Here is a 22,713-nt window from a genome sequence, read left to right as displayed (position 1 = left end):
CCCTAACGTAAACTGTACCCTATAGAGTAGATACTTTAAAAAAGTCTCTCTATGGGGTATTTTTGTTATATACCATGTACGAGACAAGGACGGAGAACGATTAATGAGTAAGAAAACATTTACAACAAGCGAACTAGAGCAACTTGCTACAAATCCCTATGTGAAGTCTGTTTCGACCAAGGGAATCACTTATACGGACGAGTTCAAACAACTCTTTATTACATTAAATCAGCAAGAAAGGCTGCCTAGAGAGATCTTTGAGACTTGTGGATTTGACGTTCAGATCATTGGAATGACTCGGGTCAAAGCCGCAGCCGACCGATGGAGAGCCAGTTACAACGAGCAAGGGGCTATAGGCTTACAAGATACACGAGGCAAACATTCAGGAGAGTCTCTAAAACGAGAGTTAACCTTGGCAGAAAAGAACGCGAAACTCGAAGCGCAGATTCACCTGCTCCAAGCAGAGAATGAACTCTTAAAAAAGATTCGCCTGGCCGAACGGGGGTGGAACCACGAGTAAAACTAACGCCTAGCCTTCGATACAGGTTAATCCGAACCGTGATTGAGAAATACCATCTTCAGCGAATGGTAAGTGTTCTGTGTGAGACTGCTGGGGTCTCCAAAAGCGGATATTACCGATACTGGAGCACTTCAGCCATTCACAGACGCACGAAGAAGGAACAGGTTGATGAGGAAATAGGTGTGTACATTCGTCAAGCCTTCCAGTTTAAGAAACGTAACAAGGGCGCTCGTTCCATTAAGATGACGCTGCAAGGACAATTTCAGATCATTTGGAATCTCAAGCGCATCCGAAGAATCATGAAAAAATACGATATTGTATGCCCTCATCGACGAGCTAATCCCTACAAACGAATGATGAAGGCAACCCATGAACATCGAACCATGCCTAACCTGTTACAACGCAACTTCAAACAAGGCATCCCGGGCAAAGTACTTCTAACAGATATTACATACTTAAGTTACGGCCAAGGGAAACGCGCCTATCTGTCCACCATTAAGGATAGTTCCACCAATGAAATTTTGGCTTATCATGTGTCGGAGCGAATGACGATGGATCTGGCGACAAACACGTTGCTTCACTTACAGAAAAATCGCAAATTCAAGAAGAGTCGTAATGCCTTCATTCATTCCGATCAAGGTACGCATTACACTCATCCGGATTTTCAGAAGAAAGTGAAACGGATGGGGCTTGGACAATCCATGTCAAGACGAGGAAATTGTTGGGATAACGCACCGCAGGAGTCGTTTTTTGGTCATTTTAAGGATGAAACTTCCTTAAAGAGCTATGCCACGTTAGACGAAGTCAAACGTGAAGTTAAAGCCTATATGACCTACTATAATCACTATAGATACCAGTGGAACCTAAAAAGGATGACCCCTGTACAATACAGAGATCATCTTCTTGAAGCCATATAGTTTTTTTTAGAAATGTCCTTTACATAGGGTACAGTTTAACGAAGGGAGTAGCCTTTTTTACTGCCCAGTTATTGGGATAAACGCCATGTTGCCGAACGATATTTTTGTCAAGGAATGAAAATGGATGAATTATATTTGTTATAAAAATCCAAAATAGGCATATAGAGGTGTGCATATTGCATAAAGGCAGTTCCTCTGATATTATTTAGACATCTAATATTTAATTGTGTAGATTTTAGATGTCTAAATAATATATTCTCTTCAAGGCAAAATTGACAGCTGAATTAGATTCATCCAAATAAATCAATACGTTAGGAGCAATTCACATGGGAAAATTAGATAATAAAGTAGCCATTATTACTGGCGGAGCCTCGGGAATCGGGGAGGGCATGGTTGATCTTTTTGCGCAGGAAGGCGCCATCGTCATTGCAGCAGACATTAATGAGGAAGCACTGGAGAAAGCAAGCCAAAAAGAGAATGTGTACGGAATGAAGTTGAATGTATCTTCGGATGAGGATTGGCAGGCACTGGCGAAAGTAGTGAATGAACGTTTTGGTAAAATTGACATTCTGGTCAACAATGCAGGCATTTCTTCGGAGAAGCCATTTGAGGAAATCAATGCACAGGATTGGGAGAAAATGCTCTCCATTAATGGCTTCGGCCCATTCGCTGGCATGAAACATGTCACTCCTTATATGGCAGCCCAGAAGAAAGGTTCCATCGTCAATATCTCATCATACACCGCTTTGATTGGACAAGGCTTTAACCATTACTCGGCATCCAAAGGCGCAGTACGTGCATTATCCAAAGCCGCTGCAACCACCTTCGGACGTCAAGGTATTCGGGTGAATGCTCTTTTTCCTGGGATCATCGAAACACCAATGACCCAATCCTTGAACACCTCAAAAGAACTGCTTGAACGATTAATTCAGGCAACGCCTTTGCAGCGTCTGGGTCAGGCTATCGATATAGCCAAAGCCGCGTTGTTCTTGGCGTCGGATGATTCTTCGTACATTACAGGATCTGAACTGGTGATCGATGGTGGCTACTCAGCCCAATAGCGTGTAAAATGATGACAGCCCTTAAGTTGAATTAGGGCTGTTGTTTATTTTTTCGAGGAGGATCTAATGGAAGAACAGAACATTTTTGAGCTTATACACAACATGGATAATTTCACCAATAAATTGATCATACAATGGAATAAATCATTCAATGAGGACCTGGGTGTCTCTCATGTGCTTGTACTCAGCCATCTCCATCAAAATGGAAAAAGCCGACCTTCGGATATTGCAAAAATCTTAGGGTTCACTCCGCCTACACTCAGTTATTTATCTGACAAGATGGTAGCCAAGGAACTAGTTGTTAGAATGGTAGATGAGGCGGACCGTCGCATTATTTATTTGAACATTACAGATAAAGGTGCCGAAGTCCTCGGAAGAGCAATATTGGAGGGCCAGAAGCTGCGTAAGAATTTGTTCGAGAAATTAAACGAAGCGGATCGAGCGCAATTAGTCCATATTTTTGAGAAGATGAATCGGGAAGATTGATCAATAGCCTGGAAGGGAGACAGAAGGTGATATGGAGGAACCGCTCAAAGTATATAACACCGCAGTAGAAGCTTTTCTTGAAGTAATCGGGGGAAAGTGGAAGCCTGTTATTCTATTCCATCTTACCTTTGGCAAGAAACGTAATGGTGAGCTGATGAAACTGATCCCTGCGATCACCCAGAAAGTGCTGACCCAGCAACTTGGTGAATTAACGGAGGCGGGAGTTATTGCCCGTATTTCCCATCACCAGGTCCCACCTAAAGTGGAATATGAGTTAACAGCGTATGGATGGAGTCTTAAAGAGATTCTTCATCTGATGTGTAGGTGGGGCGATATACACGTGGAGAATGTATATGGTGATCGAGGAAAAATTCTGTTTAAGCCACCAACTACTGACCGTTGAATGACTTAAAATAAGCCGATTCTGCAATTCAGGAATCGGCTTATTATGCATTTTATTTACTTTACGGAAGGATCTTGCGATCACGTAGATTTCTGAAAATATCCATAAACATAGTCTCAGTGTCAATGAAATCATGGAATCCGAAGCGGCGAGCTTTGGAACCATCTGCGAAGAAATCGTAATCCCACGAGAAGACAAAATCACCAAATGCCCAGGAAGAGACATCATCATAAGGGGTGTTTATCAAATCATACTTTTCAATCATTGAATTCCAAAGATTTTCTTTATCTGCCATCACTGTTGCAAGTGAAAAGGGCAGTGGAGGTGCTGTTTCCAATTCGAAAAACGCAGCGATTTTGGGCCATAGTTCGTTCCAGCGAAACAGATCACCATTGGTGATATTAAATGCCTGATTGGCACATTGCGGATTGGTTGCTGCCCATACGGTTGCATGAGCCAGCAATGTCGCATCAGTCATTTCAAGAAGCGAATGATATGCTCCTGGTTTCCCAGGGAATCGAAGGGGCAAGCCAAGTTCCTTGGAGATAGCAGCATAAACGCCAATAACCATGGCAAGGTTCATTGGATTACCCAGGGCAAATCCACATACAACAGACGGGCGCAGGGCTGACCAGGTCCAGCTGCTTCCGGGTTGCCGATCCTCGAGAAACTGTTGCTGATCGACATTGAATTCAGGGGGCATATGATATGCGTCCGTTTCTTTGGCAGGTGTTTTGAATGGCCCCAGATGTGCACCGTACACTTTATAACCTTGCATTAGGCTAATATGTTGGAGGTTTGGAGCGATCGGTTCGATGGTATTCACGACATTGACGAGCATGGCCAGGTTGGGCTGTACCAATTCGGCCCAAGTTGGGCGATCCTGATACGCGGCGTAGAAAATATGCGTAACGGTCGTTAAATGACTCAGTTTGTCTTGTGTGTCTGTTTCGTTCAGTAAATCAGCTGATATATAACGTAACCCAGGGGCATCTTCCCCTCCGCGGCGAGATGCACCAATGACATTCCATTGTGGAAGTGTCATCAGATAATCAATAAGGTTTCTTCCAATGACGCCTCCAGCACCAATGACAAGCGCGGTGTAACGGGTAACGGATTGTTCGGGTTTCAATGGACATGCTCCTCTCTTCTTCTGTTCCTATTGTGGGTCAGAAAAAGAGGGATGAGAAGTACGCACCTCAAAGTCATATACGTACTTTAAAGTAATATATGAGCCTGGTACAGGATATGAGCGTTATAATTGGCACTTTAATGGATGTTAGTTGCCTATAACCACAAGAAGCTGTAAAAGGAACAATCGTCCTTTCACAGCTTAGATGTGTCTGTATATTCGTGCAATAGATCTGTTGTAAATATCGTTTATGCCGGGAACCCGCCACCTGGAGGCGGCCATGCGCCGTAGAAGCGACGCAGCAGAACAATCTCACCCAAATGGTACGAGTTATGGGATGCGATATTGCGCAGAAGTCCTGCCTTGGTTTCACCCGGGAAATAGAGCAGTGGATCATCTAATTGTGCAGACTCTGCAATGGCTGCGGCTTGATCAACCCCATCCAGGAATGCCTGAATATCTGCCTTCCACGTGGCTTCGTCTTGTGGACCCTTCTCTTCAGGCCAGCTCTCACTCACGTTAGCAGGGAGCTGTGGCTTGCGTTCTTCCAAGTGTTCGAGCATGAATTGCTGCCAATAATGCATATGCTTCACCAACTGATAGATCGTATATGGCATAGCATCGTGTGTACGAGCAGCAAGTGTGACATCGATATCGGGTAGAGCACGGGCGATGCGGATATGACCGCGTTCCCCCACTAATGATTTGACAAGGGCTTGCCCAAAGCTTTGATTAGCATCTGACATATGGTACCTTCCTCTCTTCCAAGACCGGATCTGATAACCTGTCTTCTATTTAGTATTATACAATTAAATTGCTGAAAATTAAAAATGGATAACCAAGAACGCTAAATACTTAAAATGCCTATGATATAATAGTGGAAATAAATCTCAAGGCCTCAGGGTCGAGGAGGAAGCTCCTGTGAAAGTGATATTGGTTGACGACGAACGTCTAGCGTTGATAGGCCTTCAAAAATCACTAGAAAAAGAAGTAAGCGGCATTGAAATTATCGCTACATATATGAATCCAACAGAGGCTGTGGCGGGTATTGTGGAGCACCGTCCTGATGTTGTATTTCTGGATATTCATATGCCGGAGATGGATGGTATGGATCTGGGAAGACAGATTCAGGCGGCAACACCGGGCACCGAAATTATATTTGTGACCAGTTACGATCAATATGCGGTGCATGCTTTCGAATTACAGGCTTTGGACTATGTGATGAAGCCCATCCAAAAGGATCGATTGAAGCAGACGGTGAGCCGCGTAAGAGAGAAATTGAGCGTGAAACGCGAGCAGCGGTCAAAGGATACAAACGTACCTTTAATTTGCTGTTTTAATCAGATTCAGTTTAAGCTTCCAGGCAGGGATGTTCAGGTGGCCAAATGGCGTACAAGCAAGGCGCAGGAGCTGTTTGCATACTTGCTTCACCACCGGAACCAGGTCATCCATCGCAGTGTTCTGCTGGAGCTTCTGTGGCCGGGAATGGAAGAGGAGAAGACGACACATCAACTCTACACTGCAATGTATCATGTCCGCCAAACCCTGAAAACTTGCAATATGGATATGATCACGATTCAGAGCGGGCACCTGGAGGCAGGCTATCGACTCGAATTGGGTGAGGCTCAGTTGGATAGTGAGCAGTGGGAACGGGAAATCAGGCAATGGAAAGTCATAGACGCAAGTACCGTTCATGCCTATGAGCAAGCGCTTCATCTATATAAGGGTACCTATCTTGGCAATTATGAATACATGTGGGCTGAACCTGAGCGGGAAAGATTACGCTATCTGTGGCTATATCATATGAGACAACTAAGTCTGTATTACCAGCAGCATGGGCTGGCGGAGAAAGTGGTCGAGAGTACACAACGTATCCAGCATATGCTTCCGGATGAAGAAGAAAGTTATTTTATGCTAATGAAGTTATATGATGAAATGCACAACGATCTCGGTGTGGAGGAGCAGTATCGTCTCTTAACCACCAGAATGGAGCAAGATTTGGAGATACCGATCAGTGAGGACATTACCGAATGGTATCAGGACTGGAAGCTCGGTTTAACCAAAGTCATGAAAAAATAATTAATGAAATTATCTCAAACGAAACGTATGGACCATTACAAATATTTGTTCATCATGCTAATCATTTTTGGAGTGTTAATTGGCATGCGCTCGGTATGGACTGAGCTATTCCACACAGTAGATGAGCATCGCGCCGTTAACGGGGTGCTTGATTTGAGAAATGTGGATCTGGATCAGTCCCCTGTCATGTACTTGAATGGGGAATGGGAACTTTACCCGGATGAGTTGCTGACCCAACAAGATATTGCGAAGAAGAATGGCGGTGCGAAGAGTGTTCAGGTCCCAGGAGACTGGGGGAGTGCTCAGAATCAGGAACAAGAGAGTTCGTACGGTTACGGAACATATCGCTTGCGTATTTTGACAGATCCGCTTCAGACGCCTGTTACCTTCTGGTTCAAGGGAATTCGAAGTTCCTCCGAGATCGAGCTGAATGGAGACGCGGACGGGGGCATGGGTGAGGTCTCCGCGGATAGCAGTACATATATACCCCGAAGCACTTCATATACAGCGACCTATGATCAGGAAGGAACAACCTCTATTGAACTATTGGTCCGTGTAGCCAATTACGACAGCCCGTATATGGGCGGAATTAGCAAACCTGTTCGCTTTGGTTCACAGGCAGCCGTTGATTTTTCGCGTTGGTATTCTATTGGTTTTCAGATGCTCACCTTTCTGGTTCTGCTCCTCCACGGCATGTATGCCTGTATTCTTTACGCATTTAATCGACAGGAACGTTCCTTGCTGGTTGGAGCCGTATTAACTTTATCTGTGGGCATCACGGTTACGATGGGTCATGACAATATATTGATGTTATGGCTTCCAATTAATTATACCTGGGGCATTAAAATTCGATTGATCTCATTGTTGCTGCAAAATGCTTGTATCCTTCTGTTATTCCAGAGATTAACGGTGGTTCATGTACGAAAGGCATGGCTACAGTGGCATGTTGTCATGACCTTGATCTATACGGCCGTGATTGTGGTGGTGCCCATTCATATTACCTATGCCATGATCCATTACAACGTCATTAACCTATTCTTTCTTGTATCCATGATCTGGTTTCTATACATCGTCGGAACGATGATCTTCAGGAAACAGGCGGACCGGGATATTGTTTTTCTGCTGCTTACTGCAGGAGGCATTATATCCAACCTGATATGGAGTGTGGTCGAGACAGCCAAAGATGTGACAACAGTCTATTATCCCATTGACATTATCTTTGCGATTACCGGCTTCTCCGCCTATTGGTTCAAGAAATACTTCAGGAATGTCAGGGAGAATATGAAGCTGAACACAGAACTGCAGAAGGGCGACAAAATTAAAGATCAATTCTTGGCGAATACATCACATGAACTGCGGACCCCGCTGCACGGGATTATTAACATCGCTCACAACGTGATCACCCGAGAGAAAAACCGGTTGGATGAACGGAGCCTGGAGGATATGGAATTGCTGATTACGATCGGTCGACGGATGTCACATCTCCTTGGTGATCTACTGGATGTAGTCCGGCTGAAGGAGCACCGCATTGAGTTACGTCAGGGGCCTCTTTCCATACAGTCGGTTGTGCCCGGCGTAATCGCCATGCTGCAGTTCATGGCAGAACGAAAACCAGTCCGCCTTCATATGGAGATTCCGGAATCGTTCCCTCAGGTCATGGCTGATGAAGAAAGGCTTGTTCAGATTTTGTATAATCTACTGCATAACGCGCTTAAACATACAGAGGAAGGAACGATATCCGTAAGTGCCGAAATTCGTGAAGGACATGCTCTGATTCATGTGACGGATACAGGCATTGGCATGGATGAGGATACACGGATGCGCATTTTCCTCCCGTATGAACAAGGGTCGTATGGAATCAGTGATGGACAAGGCATCGGGCTTGGACTGAACATCTGCAAAGAGCTTGTAGAACTGCACGGCGGGGCACTTACGGTTCGCTCGGAACTTGGAAAGGGCTCGGTATTCAGCTTCGATCTGCCACTCGCGGATGAAGCCGCCGATCAGGGTCAGTCACAACTTCCCCTGATATGGGAACAGGCCGCCGAGATGATGGAAGATGCACCTAGCGGATTCCTGTTACCCCGCCAAGGTATGGGGGACGTGGAAGCCTTGGCGACAGCAGAGATGGCCCCGTTGTTAAAAGAGGGGAGAGCTACCATTCTGGCTGTGGATGATGATCCGGTGAATCTGGATGTGTTGGTCAGCATTCTTTCGACGGAACCATATGATATAACTACAGCAGGTTCGGGTCAGGAAGCGATGGAATTGCTCGGCACACGTCAGTGGGATCTGCTCATTACAGATGTGATGATGCCCAATATGTCCGGATATGAGTTAACCCAGAAGGTGAGGGAACAATTCTCGATGTCTGAGCTTCCTGTGTTGCTGTTGACTGCACGAAGTCAGCCGCCAGATATCTACACAGGGTTTGCATCGGGGGCCAATGATTATGTCACAAAGCCTGTAGATGCGGTGGAACTGAAATATCGGATACGTGCATTGACCATGCTAAATCAGTCTATCCAAGAGCGCCTGCGCATGGAGGCCGCTTATTTACAGGCTCAGATTCAGCCTCACTTCCTGTTTAATACGTTGAATTCACTTATGGTTTTAAGTGATATTGATACAGAGCATATGCGGAAGCTTGGCGATGCTTTTTCATCCTATTTACGGATCAGCTTCAACTATCTCAACACAGGGGAACTGGTGAAATTATCATATGAGCTGGAACTCGTTGAAGCCTATCTTTTTATTGAAAAAACACGATTTGAAGATCGATTGTCGGTGGTATTAAACGTAGAGCCGGACCTTCCGTTGCTTCTCCCGCCGCTATCCATTCAGCCTTTGATTGAAAATGCCGTCAGACACGGACTATTAAGCCGCAATGTAGGCGGTACGTTATGCCTATCCATTACTCGTCATGAGGGTTATACCCGTATTGAGGTGAAGGATAATGGCAAAGGCATCGAACCGGAGAAGGTTGCAGAACTGCTACATGCTACGCCAGGTGGAAAAGGTGGAATAGGCATTGTGAATACAAACCGCAGATTGCTGCAACGGTATGGTCAGGGATTATCGATCGTAAGTGATCCGGGTGAGGGCACGATGGTATCATTTGATATTCCGGATGAGATATAAGGAAAAGGCCGCAGAAGTGAAAACTTCCGGCCTTTTTGTTTTAATTGCGTGTTCATTCCCTAATTTTAATTATTTCTAATGCTTCTTTCATATGTTAGTATATTTAACATTAGAAGCGCGGGTTCCGGCATTGGGCGCTAAACGTTGTTATAGTGGGTGAAGAGATCGATGCGCAATTGGGTCAAAAATGAGAATGTGCAGATGACGGCCATTGCCTTTACCACTGCGGTAGGGGCACAATTCAAGATAAATCCGTTCCGGGAAGATTACTTCCGAATCGGGCTGGGGGTTAGCATCCTTTTATTTCTGCTGATGATCATGCCACACTTGTCTTATGTGAAGACAGGAATCCTGACAGGCATCGCGAATTTGCTGTTTCAGTCAGCAGATCTCATCAATCATGTACAGAGCGTGTCCATACTGGAAAGCATGCGGGACAATCTGGGGGCAGGTGTGTATTATGTGGTCTTTGCCTATGGGCTTAGCAAGTTCAAGCATCGATTCCATGAGATGCAGCCTCTTCTGCTCGGCGGGTTAATCACATGTATCGATTTCTCCTCTAATCTTGTTGAGCTGCTTTTTCGCGGAATGTTAAGCGGGACCAATATCTTTTATATGAAGGAATGGTTGTATCTTCTTGTGGTAGGTGGTCTGCGAAGTTACTTTGTGATTGGGCTATATAACAGCATTGCGGTGAGGCAGATGAGGCTCTTACATGCAGAGCAGGAGAAGCGGATGGAGCAGATGCTGAGTGTGAACTCAGGTCTGTATGGCGAGGTCTTTTACCTGAAGAAAGCGATGAATACGATCGAAGGCATTACAGCTGACAGCTATGATCTATATCGCGATCTCCGGGAGCAGGACATGAATCAATACAGTCAGCGCACCCTGGGCATCGCTCAGCAGATTCATGAAGTGAAGAAGGATTCACAACGCATTCTGGCAGGTCTGCTGAAGCTGTATGATAATGAAAAAGCAGTCAACATGAGCCTGTCTGAAGTGCTGAACTTTGCCAGTAAAGCAAACCGAAAATATAGCGAAATGCTGCATAAGCAGGTCGAGATCGATATTGAGCAACAGTATGATTGTGAGTCTCCGTATTACATTCCTCTTCTCACGGTGATGAATAACCTGATTGCCAATGCGGTAGAAGCGATTGAGCATGATGGGACGATTCGAATTCGTATATATGAGCAGGAAGAAAACGTGCATTTCGTTGTGATGGATTCTGGAAAAGGCGTACCCGAAGCCAAACGGGATATCATCTTTGAACCGGGCTACACAACGAAGTTCAATGAAGTTGGTATTGCCGCGACAGGCATTGGCCTGTCCCATGTACGTGATATCGTTCAGTCGTTGACGGGACAGATCACAGTGGAATCGGCGCCTCTGGGAGTGAGAGGGACTACATTTCGTATAGCTATTCCCAAGATGAATTTAATAAAGGGGGCCGATGTCGATGACACTTTCTATCATGATCGTGGATGATGATGTGGTAAGTCGGAGCATGATGCATGATATCATTGAATCCTGTGGTATCGGCGAGCTTGCGGGCATGGCTGAGGGTGGCATAGAAGGCGCACGGATGATCATGGATCTGCGTCCTGATGTGGTGTTGATTGATCTGCTGATGCCGGATCAGGATGGAATTGAGACGGTAGCGAAGCTGAAGCAATGCGGTTATACCGGTAAATTCATCATGATCTCTCAGGTGGAGAACAAGGAGATGGTAGGGGAGGCCTACCAGAACGGCATTGAATTCTTCATTCATAAACCGATTAATCGGGTGGAAGTGGAGCATGTGCTCAGCAAAGTGAATGACCAGTGGAAGTATGAACGATACGTGCTGGAGATCAAGCAGTCGATGGCTCGATTGAATCTGGTGGAAGCGCCGGCCCCTGCCCAAGGTCGTACGGTGCGAGATGCGGCAAGAAGCATTCTAATGGATCTGGGGATCATCGGAGAAAGTGGTAGCAAGGACATCATTGCGCTCATGGAGTATGCGATTGATCAGAAGCAGGTCGCAGAGTGGCCGCCACTGAAGGAGTCCTATGAAGCGGTGGCCCAGACGTATAAGTCCACGCCCAAAGACGTCGAGAAAGAGAGCAAGGCGATGGAACAGCGCATTCGCAGAACGGTAATTGCCGCGTTAACAAACATGGCCTCGATTGGACTCAACGATTATAGCAACCACAAGTTTGAGCACTATGCTCCCCTGTACTTCGACTTCCAGGATGTTCGAATGAAGATGAGAGCCATGGAAGAAGATCAGGCAGGCGACAAAGGCAAGGTTAATATCAAAAAGTTCCTGCATGTGTTCTATATGGAGACGCTTGAAAAGATGAATAATTGAGGCATCATATGCCTCTGTCTGTTGGAGGATATGAAAACCCGGGAAGGTGACCATCGGCGGTGTCGAGGTCACTTTACCAAAGACGGGCAAGCCGAAGGGGTTATTATTTTAATCCAGAATGACTTCTTTATCTGGTTGTTCAAGAAATTCGAACATGATTTTAATTTGTTCCAGCGTATTTCTTTCCAATGATAATTCAGGTAAAGCGTCGATAGCAAAAAAATCAACTGCGCTGGTTTCTACACCTGTTTCCGCATGCCCTCCCACAATGTCACAGCGGATAAACATCTTATATACGTGATAAGGCTCAGGTGGGTGTCCATGGAATTTTTTGTCCAATACTGCTAACAACCGCATCGGCACAACATCAAAACCGGATTCTTCTTTAATTTCTTTCACAGCTACTTCTGATGGTGATAGGCCGATGTCACTCCATCCCCCTGGTAATGCCCATGCGCCATCTATTTTCTCTCGAACCAAAAGCACTTTGTTTTCCCTGAAAACAACACCGCGAATATCGACTTTAGGCGTTGCGTAACCTGAATCACTTGCAAATGTAAGTGATATTTTCTCTTTGTTAACAGAAGTATAGTTACTTAAGATATCAATACTAATGCGCCTCAATTCCTCATATCGCTCGATATCATAAACATCCTTGGCATAGGTTAAACCTGTTTGTGAGATAGCTTGAATCTGTTTTGCCCATTCTAGCCACTTTGTGTCCATGGACACCTCTTTTCTTCGCAAGTCACGAGATTTAGTTTAGTTAGGAAATAACCCCATTATATCATATGAATTACAGTCTATAACTACTAAGAAAGGACAACTCGAAGTTAATTAATCACGCTAATGATTGAACGCACTCTACGATTATTGCTTTTTATTATAAAACTACGAGATATTATAAAGAAACGATGTTCAGAGGAGGAGAAAGTGAAATGAACATAACCATTGATCAGCAAGGCAATTCCAAGGTCGCCATTATTGAAAGTGATGGCATCGTCATCAACAATGCTCAAGATGCACTGGATTTGATGGCTTCGGTAAGGTATAGCGATGATGCCGATAAACTCATTATCAACAAATCCAACATCACGGAAGAGTTCTTCGAACTGAAAACCAAGCTTGCAGGTGAGATTTTGCAGAAATACGTAAACTATCATGTTAAGCTTGCTATTGTGGGAGATTTCGATGGGCATAACAGCAAGAGCTTGAGAGATTTTATCTATGAGTGCAACAATGGCAAGCATGTTTTCTTTTTGAAAAACAAAGAGGAAGCGCTTCAAAAGTTGCATAATATCAGTTAAGCGTACATCCGAGGCATGTAGAGAGCCTGCTTATAATCTGAGCCAAACGTAGGAGGTTTGCACCGTGATATCTAATGAGAATTTAAAGGTATATGCTCTGCCTGAGATCGGAAATCTTAAAGTGCATGGCAGAACAACTGGAGAGCGATCGCCGTTGACGTTATTTTGGACGGGGAGTGCAGTTGAACTTAATGTACGGGGCTCCGAACTATGGGTTGAGGTAGAGTCGCAGTATGACATGTATGAGTCATGGATCAGCATTCTGATCAACGGTGTTCCGGTGAGCAGACAGATGTTAACGGCGGGAAGGTACTGGGTCTGTGTATTCCGAGGTATGAACGCAGATGTGGTGAAGAATGTACGGATCGTCAAAGATGTTCAAGCGATGAGTGGTGACCCGGGTTGTGCCTTGCAGATTCATGCGTTGAAATCGGATGGAGCGTTCCTGCCTGTGCAGGAACAACCGTACAAGATCGAGTTCATTGGTGACAGTATTACATCTGGCGAAGGTGCGATTGGAGCGAAAGCGGAGGAAGATTGGATTCCGATGTGGTTCAGCGCCATACATAATTATACGTTTATGACAGCAGAGGCATTGAATGCGGAGTATCGGGTCATCTCGCAAAGTGGCTGGGGTGTGCTGACAAGTTGGGATAACAATCCAAAAGGGAACATCCCCGAGTATTACGAAAAGGTCTGTGGCTTGCTTACTGGTGAACGTAACGATGCGCTAGGCGCAGGAGATCAGCATGATTTTAGTTCCTGGCAGCCGGATGTGGTAGTCGTGAATCTGGGTAGCAATGATGGGGGCGCCTTTCAGTCACCTGAGTGGAAAGACCCCGACACGGGCAAGGTGTACAAGCAGCGTTTGAACGAAGATGGTACGTATCATGAAGAAGATCTGGCTGCTTTTGAGAAAGCGGTGGAACAGTTCCTGTTCAAACTTCGGAAAAACAATCCGGATGCACAACTCGTATGGGCTTATGGCATGCTTGGTTTTCCCATGATGCCTGCCATCTACCGCGCGGTTGATGCGTATACAAAGGGGACAGGGGATCGTAAGGTTACGATTATCCAGCTTCCCGATACAACCGAAGAGACGGTAGGGGGGCGCACCCATCCAGGCGAGTTATCTCACCGTAGGACGGCAGAGGTGTTAGCGGAATATGTACGAGGACTGATAGGATAACTTGAAACAGGGTAATGGAAAGACCACTCTTTCATGAAATTTACCCCAATGGTTAGATTGTGTCTAACTTGATGAGGTCCCTTCATCATAAGAATGGTCTTTTCCCTTTCTACTTATCTAGACATTCGAAATTGTGTCCGCTGGGCCGCTGTTCTGTACCTCATAACGAATCGAAATGATCTGTCCGAGCGTCTGGGTCCGGACCATTTTGAATTGGCTGAGCACAGTGCCTGTCGGGAATAAGGGGATGCCTTCGCCAAGAATCTTGGGAATGATGGCGACTTCAATCTCGTCCAGTAATTTTTTTGCTAACACAGCTTGAACCAATATGCCGCCACCCACAATCCACACATCTCCATCGGAAGTTTGTTTTAACCGGGGAATGAGCGTATCTACCGTCTCGGTTGTAAACTGTACATGCGGAGCGGGCGGCTGTTCCGAGCGAGAAAGCACATATGTTAGCCGATCCGCATAGGGAAATTCTTCGGAAAGTGTGAGCACCTCTTCATACGTATAACGTCCCATAACAACGCTACCGATCGTTTCATAAAAGGCAGCATACCCGTTGTCTCCACCATCACCCTCCACATCAAATAACCAATCGACCGAACCATCCAGTCTTGCGATATATCCATCCAAACTCATAGCAATGTACAAAATTGTTTTGTTATCAGACATGTTCATCGCTCCCTTCTACAATGTATGATACACTTTAACTATGACAAAAGTTGACGTAGTTAGGATGTTGAATAAATGAATCATCGGAAACTGGCTATCATGCGCCTGATGGATTCCAGACAGAAGTTCACTGCACGGGAACTGGCAGAACGGTTCGACGTTTCGGTTCGTACGATCCAGCGCGATCTGGATGCATTGCAGGCGCTGGGTTTTCCCTTGTACACAGAAGTTGGCGTGAACGGAGGATACCAGGTGTTGCCCAATCGGATTTTGCCACCCCTTCAACTGACACAGCAGGAGGCATTAGGGCTGTTTATGATGCTGGAATATCTACAGCAAGTACCGGATTTTCCATATGGATCAATGCGTGAGCATCTGGCTGAGCAATACTTCTCTACTTTACCCAAAGATGTACAGGATCTCATTATGCGAATGAGAGAGCATATCACCTTTGTCCAGCACCCCGGTGGGCATTCCGAGCCTTTAACAACAGCGATATTGGGTGCAGCGGTAGAAAAGAGAGAAATGGAATTTATGTATCATGCCCGCAGTGGTCCTAAAAAAGTACAGGTCTTTCCCTATGGCATCTACTATGAGCAGGGACATTGGTACATGCCAGCCCGGAATAAGGATCGTGTATTGTTGTATCGGGTGGATCGCATGCAGCAGTTGGTTGTTATGGAATCAGTGGATAAATCTGTTCCAAGTCTAAAGGCATGGCTAGCTGCCAAAGAAGATAGAGCAAGCGTAGAAGTGGTGCTGCAATTCACGGAATTTGGAGCAAGGATTGCTGCGTCAGATGTGTTGTTCAAGTCAGTTGAAGGCCATGAGTGGCGCGGACTGATTCCGCCTGAAGAGTTTTCTTTTACAGCACGAAAGTTACTCTCCTATGGGCCGGAAGTGAAGGTGGTGTCTCCGCTCGAACTGCAGCAGCAGGTTAGAGGGATGCTGGAACGGAGTTTAAGCCAGTATGGTGGGGGATAAGAGCTTTCAAACGCTGGATATTAGGGTATCAAGGAAGAGATAAGAAAGGTGTGTAGACAAATGAGCGAAGTTTGGACTAAAGACATCATCCCGACTGTATCCGATAAAGTAGTGATTGTGACAGGTTCGAACGGCGGGTTAGGGTATGAAACGGCATTAGCGTTAGCTGAAAAAGGCGCAAAAGTTATCCTTGCAGTTCGTAATATGGAAAAAGGTGAAAAGGCAACTAATAAAATAAAGTCGTCTGTGCATGTAGCTGGAGAGGTAATCGTTATGCAGCTCGACCTTAGCGATTTAGCTAGTATCCGTAAGTTCGCAGCCGCTTTTCTTGAGCAATACGATTCTTTGTCCATTCTCGTTAATAATGCAGGAATTATGAACCCTCCTTTCCAGTTGACGAAAGATGGCTTTGAATTACAGTTTGGTAGTAATCATCTAGGCCATTTTGCGCTTACGGGTCTACTATTGCCTCGATTGATCTCTACTCCGAAATCGAGAGTTGTCACTGTAAGTAGTATGGCAGCTCATAATGGTGCGATTGATTTTAATAATTTAGATGGCTCCAAAGGATATAATCCCATGAAGTTCTACAGTCAAAGCAAGCTAGCCAATCTGATGTTTGCGAGAGAGCTGCAGAATAAATTTAATTCCGCCCATATTGATTCCATGAGTATCGCCGCTCATCCAGGGATTTCGCATACCAATCTATTTTCCTTTGGTTCGGGGAAACAGACCAATATATTCATGCGCAGTCTTTTGAAAATCATTAGTCAACCGGCACATATGGGGGCATTACCTACCTTATATGCTGCAGCAGATCCGACGATCACGGGAGGGGAGTATATTGCTCCCAGCGGTATGGGCGGCACTAAGGGCTATCCCAAGAGCGCTAAGATCATCGAAAAATTATATGACGCTAACATTTCAAACAAGCTATGGAGCGTATCAGAAGAATTAACAGGGGTATATTACAGATTCGACGTGTAGATTTTGCCATTAGGGAAAGTAAACCTTATTATGGTATAGACAGTTAAAAGTTCTTCAGCACGAATAAGATTAACTGAATGGGGGGCTACCATGATTCGATTCATAATAAATTTAACGACCCGCTCTATGCAGAGTCCATGTGATGAACAACGGCGGTTGTTTGCATAGAGCTTGAAATTCTTTTCCGCCATATCATTGTAGTGCATATCCAATGTGTTCATTGTACGACTCTGCTGCCTTAAAGATTTTAACTTTTAAGGAGTGGAGCAACGTGAAATATATTAATGCGGATACAATCTTCCCGGAAGAATTACTCAAAGAAATACAGCGTCATATCTCTGGTGGCTTGATCTATATTCCGAGGCCCAAGGATGCCCACAAGAAGTGGGGCGAGAATTCGGGTGGCAGAAGGATTGTCAGGGAGCGGAACGACGAGATCCGCCAGCTTTTTGCTGCCGGAACAACCATCGATAAGCTTGCGGACCAATACTGTTTATCCATCGATAGCATCAAGAAAATTGTGTATTGCAAAAAGGGATGAAACTATAAAAGCCATGTTCGAGCAATCGAATGTGGCTTTTTCCTGTAAGAATAAAGAATAGTTATTAAAGCTTTTTTACATATTCGAGGTTGTTAATTACGCGTACAATTCATTTGACGGTACAAGGATATGCGTTGAGAGTTCTTGAAAATAACTCCTTAAATCATCTGGTAAGGTTGGTGAATATGAATAATATGAATATAGAAGTGAAATTAACGAATAAAGACGAGGCGTATGTGATTAAAAATATGTACCCGCTATACCTTCATGATCTATCCGGACATTATGGTCTGGGTGGAGAGCATACTCCGAACGAACATGGCATTTTTGAGCCAAGTCCTGATTATATAACTTTGCAGGATCAGTATAACGTCCAGAACATATGGTGGGAAAAACCGGAGTGTCTTTATCCGTTCCTCATGATTGTGGATGGCATACCGGCAGGTTTTGCGTTCATAGCTACTCCGCCATATTGTTCACAAGGCACGAATTTCTTTGTACATGACTTCTTTCTGATGCAGCCGTTTCGAGGTGTAGGCGTTGCTGAACACGCGGCATCGACGATCTTCGGAATGTTTATAGGAAACTGGGAGTTGTTCACCAATCCATCGGAGAAAAATAAGATTGGCCAATCTTTCTGGCGGAAAACAGTGAATAATTATACCAAAGGTAACTATCGGGAGATGTACGGGCAAACGTTCGATGGTTATAAATTGATTTTTCAATTCTCCAATATATAAAAAGAGAGACCGTCTCCCTTTGCGGAAAACGATATCTCTCTCCACTGCCTTTTATAAACTACCGTTGAAATAGTGATACTCAGAATTTACTTCAAAACCAACACTGCGGTACAGATTCAAAGCGCGTTTGTTCTCGGTAACCACAGACAGGCGGATATCTGTGTAATTTTGTTTCCTTAGGAGATCAACCAGGATGCTAAGCGCAGTGCGCCCCAGTTTCTGTCCCTGATAAGCAGGCAAGATACAGAAGTTATGAATAAATGCGGTTGTTGCATTAATGGAGTTGACCCGTACCAGCCCAACAGGCAGTTGATTCTGCCATGCAATATAGGTGACTCGGCTGGGTTCATTTGTTTGCATAAAGTACTCGCGTGTCCAGTCCTCCGAATCTCCAAAGGCTTGGGAGGAGCAAGTGACCATAAACTCCATATCCTCGGCTTCTGCCAAGGACAACGTTAGTTCAGGAGGCTCCACAACCGAAAGGACCTCATTCACAAGTTGCATCGAGTACTCCGCACGATCATAAATGGCTCCGAGGGATTGGGCAGTATGAACACCCGGAGATAATCCCTGAGGAACGCGATAACTGAGTTGGTTGATTCCCTGTGGTTGCATGTCTAGGAGGGCTCGTTTCAGTAAGTGGAGAAACACACCTTGGCGACGAAAATGCGGATGTACGATGGCATTAATATTTCCGGTTACGTCATCCGAAGGGTACCAACTGAGAAGTCCGACCAATTCACCATCACGATAACAGAGGAGTGCATGGTCCCCGTCTTTTTTGCTGATATGGTCAAGGTCCGCCTTGAGATAAATCGAATCAAGCTGTTTACATTGTTGTTCGAGCAAAATAATAGCATCAATCTGTTCCTTGGAATTATAGATCATAGGAACGACTTGATAAGTTGACATAGCTTTCACACCTTCATTGTTGAAGGAAACACGCAGTTATTGGACCCGCAGGCGCTGTCCTTCGAGAGTTGGTCCATTTGTAATTTTGATCATCATTATTATCTCCTCCAAATCACTTCCCGATGACTATAACACAATCTATGATGAAGATGACACCCAATGGATGTAATTCACTGGGTGTCTGTTCAGATGCGCCCAATAACTGGACATTATATCCTATTGAAGGGATAATTGAGAGTAATACTGACGAGAAAGGGAGGGATTAACCATGCGCAAGTTGGCATATGTGATGGGTATATTATTTCTTTCCGCCGCCATGTTAATGGGATGTACATCATCTGAACCAGCGGAAAGCACGGAACCCGTCACTCCACCAGCAACGGAACAGCCAAGTGATACGGGGGACCAGAAGGCGACTGCGGAGGAGCAGCAACAAGCGCTCGAAATGTCACTGGAGTATAAGACAACAGAACTCACTGTGGATGGCAAGGACTATGAGGATACGTTAGAGATGGAAGGGTTATTGGCCAAAGGAGAGACGATGAAGCCATTCCTGACCTCCAGGAATTATGAGGCTTACATGGCTAATCGATATATTGTCTTGCCTCTTCAGGTTGCACACATCGAACAAGCGAAGCTGCATCCTGAAAATATACAAACCAAGATCAAAGATAGCAAGAGCGACTGGATTCTGGTGGAATACACGCTTGATCTGAAATTTACGGATAAGGATGGCAAAGAGTTCAAGTCCATTCCGCTATCGGGCGATATCACCTTTTTGCAGGATCAGGGCGAATGGCGCATTCAGGATGATACGTACAACAGGGATGCATTCGCAGACATCATTAATAGTTCTTTATAGTTCATGAAGTGTCTGTGATTCTGGCACATGGGGTTGTACTTGAATTGTCCATTACGAATAAGCTCCTTCAAAAAAGTACGCACTTCAAAGTGCGTACTTTTTTGTGGGTGTGTCCAGCTAAGCGTGCGTCGTCAAAAGGGCTTCATCGTGATGATTGTTCTTGTCTCTTCCTAGAAATTTGCAGGGTACATTCTCCTGTAATGATGATATCATTTGGATAAATAAACTTACTTATTGCGCTTTTAGAGATTGGGGTTGGATTCATCATGAGGGGAATTCTCCGAGTCGGTTCTCGTAAGGTGTGGTTTTATATCGTTGTTGCCGTTATTGTTGGCTTGGTTGCAGGCTATGTCGTCCTCTCTGAGCCGGACTCTCCTAAGTTCCAAAGTGAAAAAGGTATTCTGGATTTAAGGCAGGTTCAGCTCAGTACGAATCCGCAAAAGTTAACAGGGGAGTGGTCGTTCTACTGGCAAGAGCTACTGTCGCCTGAGGACATACGGGTTCGTTCGGCAAGGGAAGGAAATCAGGACCACTGGATCAGCATCCCGAGCTCCTGGCTAGGCTATCCGTTAGAAGGTCAGCGGCTGAGTGGTACAGGCTATACAACCTATCGACTGATGATTAAACTAAGCGAGCAGGATCGAAACGAGCGGCTTACTCTGCGGCTGCCCAGCATTTTTCATGCGTACAAATTATGGGTGAATGGCGAGCTGCTGGCGGAAGTTGGTGAGGTAGGTCAGGACAAGAACCACGTGACCCCGCATCTGGAAACAAAGCTGGTGTATTTTCAGCCTGAAAGCGACACGTTAGAGCTGGTCATGCAAGTATCCAACTTCCAACATCATCGGGGCGGCATTACCAAGGATATCGAGCTGGGTGGCAGTGACGTACTAACGACCAAGACCAATCTGAATCTTGCCAGGGATATGTTCATCACGGCAAGTTTGCTAGTGATCGGTTTGTATAATCTGCTGTTGTTCATGCTGCGACGTAAGGATAAAGCTCCATTATATTTTGGCCTGTTTACTGTACTGCTTGGTATTCGATCCTTGTTCAACGGCGAACTTATCTTTACACAATGGTTGCCTCATTTTCCTTGGGAATCGCAGTTCAAGATCGAATATCTGATTCTTTGCCTCAGCGGTTATATCATCACCATGTATTTTGATTGTATTTTTCCGAATTATGTGTCGCGATGGTTTCGTCTTGGCACCCGGATCGTAACTGGTGCATTCTGTATCCTTGTAGTGGTAACCCCTGCAATTATATATACAAAATTTTTGCTGGTAATCGGTGTGATGGTAGTTCTACATATGATTTATCTGATGATCGGGCTGGTTCAGGCGGCTGTGCGACGTATGGAGGGAGCGCTGATCTTCCTGCTGGTGTCGGTGGTTACTTTGGTCACGGTTGTCAACGATTTTTTATATTACAACGGTTGGTCGCTGATCGGAAATACATCCCCGCTTGGCTTATTGATATTTACGATGGCACAGATGGTTCTGCTTTCTTCGAGATTTACGAGGACAGCATCCAATGAGGAGAAAATATCACGTGAGTTGCAGGACGTTAACGACAAGCTGATCGAAATGAATATGAATCTGGAACGGACCGTGCAGGAGCGAACTCAGGCCTTATCTACAGCTCATGATGATCTCCGCACTTCGTATGACCGGTTGCTTCACTCCGAGCAAGGGAGGAAGAAGCTTCTTGCCTACATTACGCATGATCTGCGTATGCCGCTGTCCAGCATGCTTGGATATGTAGAAGCTATACAGGACAGGGTCAAGCCGGAACGTAATGAGCAATATCTGAAGTACATCCGGGAGAACACGATAAGGATTAACCGTATGATCGAGGAGCTGACCTTCTTGTCTCATTTGGAGACCGGACAGGTCTCGTACCGAATGGAGCCGGTTCAGATGATTCCTTTCTTGCATGGTTTTTTTGAACAATATGAGTTGGTAGTGCGCGACGCAGGATTAGACTTCATACTGGATATCGGAGATACCGAGGATAGACGAACTATTTTGCCAGTTGTCGAGATGGATGCGAAAAGAATAGAGCAGGCCTTATTTAACCTAGTGTCGAACGCTATGAAGTTCACCTCCAGGGGAGGGCTGGTGCGTATTGCACTAGCTGTGGAAGAGATAAATCATACTCGCCATGCGATCATTAGCATACAGGATTCTGGCATGGGTATTCCTCCGGATCAGCTTGAGCAAATCTTCGAACGTAATTACAGATACGATCGGCCGGGCTTGGGGAATGGAATAGAAGGCAGTGGGCTAGGGCTAGCGATTTGCAGAGAAATCGTACTCGCACAAGGAGGGACAGTTCGAGCGGAGAGCGACGGTAAGATGGGGGCGACTTTCTATGTAACGCTTCCTTGTATCGGCAATGAAGGAAGGGGATGATGGG

At 45.3% G+C, this 22,713-nt stretch carries 21 protein-coding genes; 16 read left to right on the top strand and 5 right to left on the bottom strand.

What is annotated here, in order from left to right; genetic code table 11:
* Positions 1 to 103 precede the first annotated feature (103 nt).
* The 4 genes from NST33_RS30660 to NST33_RS30645 all read left to right on the top strand — a co-directional run bounded on the left by NST33_RS30660 (position 104) and on the right by NST33_RS30645 (position 3,387).
* Positions 104 to 1,437, top strand: a protein-coding gene (locus tag NST33_RS30660; RefSeq protein ID WP_339183318.1) for an IS3 family transposase whose coding sequence is annotated in 2 segments (ribosomal slippage) — positions 104 to 506 and positions 506 to 1,437 — 1,335 coding nt in all. Because the reading frame shifts where the segments join, the coding sequence is not laid out codon by codon here.
* Between the two features lie 326 nt (positions 1,438 to 1,763).
* A complete protein-coding gene (locus tag NST33_RS30655; protein WP_221820132.1) occupies positions 1,764 to 2,498 on the top strand; it encodes an SDR family oxidoreductase in 735 nt (244 codons plus the stop codon).
* Between the two features lie 66 nt (positions 2,499 to 2,564).
* The gene (locus NST33_RS30650; protein WP_076320261.1) at positions 2,565 to 2,984 is read left to right on the top strand and encodes a MarR family transcriptional regulator; all 420 of its coding nucleotides are present in this window, start codon (positions 2,565 to 2,567) and stop codon (positions 2,982 to 2,984) included.
* A gap of 31 nt (positions 2,985 to 3,015) precedes the next feature.
* The gene (locus NST33_RS30645) at positions 3,016 to 3,387 is read left to right on the top strand and encodes a helix-turn-helix domain-containing protein (RefSeq protein ID WP_221820131.1); all 372 of its coding nucleotides are present in this window, start codon (positions 3,016 to 3,018) and stop codon (positions 3,385 to 3,387) included.
* A gap of 61 nt (positions 3,388 to 3,448) precedes the next feature.
* On the opposite strand, the gene NST33_RS30640 is transcribed toward NST33_RS30645, so the two are convergent.
* Entirely contained in the window at positions 3,449 to 4,519 is a 1,071-nt protein-coding gene (locus NST33_RS30640; RefSeq protein ID WP_339306251.1) for an SDR family oxidoreductase, read from the bottom strand.
* A 248-nt stretch (positions 4,520 to 4,767) separates the two neighbouring features.
* Complete coding sequence (locus NST33_RS30635; protein ID WP_339306249.1) at positions 4,768 to 5,265, bottom strand: DinB family protein; 498 nt, start codon at positions 5,263 to 5,265, stop codon at positions 4,768 to 4,770.
* A 175-nt stretch (positions 5,266 to 5,440) separates the two neighbouring features.
* Between NST33_RS30635 and NST33_RS30630 the strand changes: the two genes are divergently transcribed.
* From NST33_RS30630 to NST33_RS30615, 4 genes are all read left to right on the top strand, one after another.
* Positions 5,441 to 6,598 carry a response regulator gene (locus tag NST33_RS30630; RefSeq protein ID WP_339306247.1) on the top strand — a complete coding sequence of 386 codons (1,158 nt, stop codon included), beginning with the start codon at positions 5,441 to 5,443 and terminating at the stop codon, positions 6,596 to 6,598.
* 3 nt (positions 6,599 to 6,601) lie between these two features.
* Positions 6,602 to 9,739: an ATP-binding protein gene (locus tag NST33_RS30625; protein WP_339306245.1), complete on the top strand. Its 3,138-nt coding sequence runs from the start codon at positions 6,602 to 6,604 to the stop codon at positions 9,737 to 9,739.
* 168 nt (positions 9,740 to 9,907) lie between these two features.
* Positions 9,908 to 11,227 (top strand): ATP-binding protein, encoded by a 1,320-nt coding sequence (locus NST33_RS30620; RefSeq protein ID WP_339306243.1) that lies wholly within the window; start codon positions 9,908 to 9,910, stop codon positions 11,225 to 11,227.
* Positions 11,199 to 12,092: a response regulator gene (locus NST33_RS30615; RefSeq protein ID WP_339306241.1), complete on the top strand. Its 894-nt coding sequence runs from the start codon at positions 11,199 to 11,201 to the stop codon at positions 12,090 to 12,092. Before NST33_RS30620 ends, NST33_RS30615 begins: the two co-directional genes overlap by 29 nt.
* A 108-nt stretch (positions 12,093 to 12,200) precedes the next feature.
* Here the strand turns inward: NST33_RS30615 and NST33_RS30610 are convergent, their stop codons facing one another.
* Complete coding sequence (locus tag NST33_RS30610) at positions 12,201 to 12,818, bottom strand: NUDIX hydrolase (protein ID WP_339180703.1); 618 nt, start codon at positions 12,816 to 12,818, stop codon at positions 12,201 to 12,203.
* A gap of 212 nt (positions 12,819 to 13,030) precedes the next feature.
* On the opposite strand from NST33_RS30610, the gene NST33_RS30605 reads away from it, so the two are divergent.
* Positions 13,031 to 13,399, top strand: a complete 369-nt coding sequence (locus tag NST33_RS30605) for a DUF4180 domain-containing protein (protein ID WP_339306239.1) — start codon at positions 13,031 to 13,033, stop codon at positions 13,397 to 13,399.
* Positions 13,400 to 13,463: 64 nt separating this feature from the next.
* Positions 13,464 to 14,588, top strand: coding sequence for an SGNH/GDSL hydrolase family protein (locus NST33_RS30600; protein WP_339306237.1), 1,125 nt, complete (start codon positions 13,464 to 13,466; stop codon positions 14,586 to 14,588).
* 117 nt (positions 14,589 to 14,705) lie between these two features.
* Here the strand turns inward: NST33_RS30600 and NST33_RS30595 are convergent, their stop codons facing one another.
* Positions 14,706 to 15,272, bottom strand: coding sequence for a dihydrofolate reductase family protein (locus NST33_RS30595; RefSeq protein WP_221820122.1), 567 nt, complete (start codon positions 15,270 to 15,272; stop codon positions 14,706 to 14,708).
* Between the two features lie 69 nt (positions 15,273 to 15,341).
* Here NST33_RS30595 and NST33_RS30590 point away from each other — a divergent pair, with 69 nt between their 5' ends.
* From NST33_RS30590 to NST33_RS30575, 4 genes are all read left to right on the top strand, one after another.
* The gene (locus tag NST33_RS30590; RefSeq protein ID WP_221820121.1) at positions 15,342 to 16,250 is read left to right on the top strand and encodes a YafY family protein; all 909 of its coding nucleotides are present in this window, start codon (positions 15,342 to 15,344) and stop codon (positions 16,248 to 16,250) included.
* 60 nt (positions 16,251 to 16,310) lie between these two features.
* On the top strand, positions 16,311 to 17,237 hold the full coding sequence (locus tag NST33_RS30585) for an oxidoreductase (RefSeq protein ID WP_221820119.1): 927 nt from the start codon (positions 16,311 to 16,313) through the stop codon (positions 17,235 to 17,237).
* A gap of 271 nt (positions 17,238 to 17,508) precedes the next feature.
* On the top strand, positions 17,509 to 17,778 hold the full coding sequence (locus tag NST33_RS30580) for a CD3324 family protein (protein WP_221820118.1): 270 nt from the start codon (positions 17,509 to 17,511) through the stop codon (positions 17,776 to 17,778).
* A 194-nt stretch (positions 17,779 to 17,972) separates the two neighbouring features.
* A complete protein-coding gene (locus NST33_RS30575) occupies positions 17,973 to 18,518 on the top strand; it encodes a hypothetical protein (RefSeq protein ID WP_221820115.1) in 546 nt (181 codons plus the stop codon).
* A gap of 51 nt (positions 18,519 to 18,569) precedes the next feature.
* On the opposite strand, the gene NST33_RS30570 is transcribed toward NST33_RS30575, so the two are convergent.
* A complete protein-coding gene (locus NST33_RS30570; protein ID WP_221820113.1) occupies positions 18,570 to 19,430 on the bottom strand; it encodes a GNAT family N-acetyltransferase in 861 nt (286 codons plus the stop codon).
* Between the two features lie 268 nt (positions 19,431 to 19,698).
* Here NST33_RS30570 and NST33_RS30565 point away from each other — a divergent pair, with 268 nt between their 5' ends.
* On the top strand, positions 19,699 to 20,292 hold the full coding sequence (locus tag NST33_RS30565; RefSeq protein WP_221820111.1) for a hypothetical protein: 594 nt from the start codon (positions 19,699 to 19,701) through the stop codon (positions 20,290 to 20,292).
* Between the two features lie 266 nt (positions 20,293 to 20,558).
* On the top strand, positions 20,559 to 22,709 hold the full coding sequence (locus tag NST33_RS30560) for an ATP-binding protein (RefSeq protein WP_221820109.1): 2,151 nt from the start codon (positions 20,559 to 20,561) through the stop codon (positions 22,707 to 22,709).
* Positions 22,710 to 22,713 lie beyond the last annotated feature (4 nt).

It is taken from the genome of Paenibacillus sp. FSL L8-0435, assembly GCF_037965655.1.
Classification (GTDB): Bacteria; Bacillota; Bacilli; order Paenibacillales; family Paenibacillaceae; genus Paenibacillus.
The sequence above is the reverse complement of the archived record's forward strand: the minus strand, read 5'-3'. Positions and strand labels throughout refer to the sequence as shown.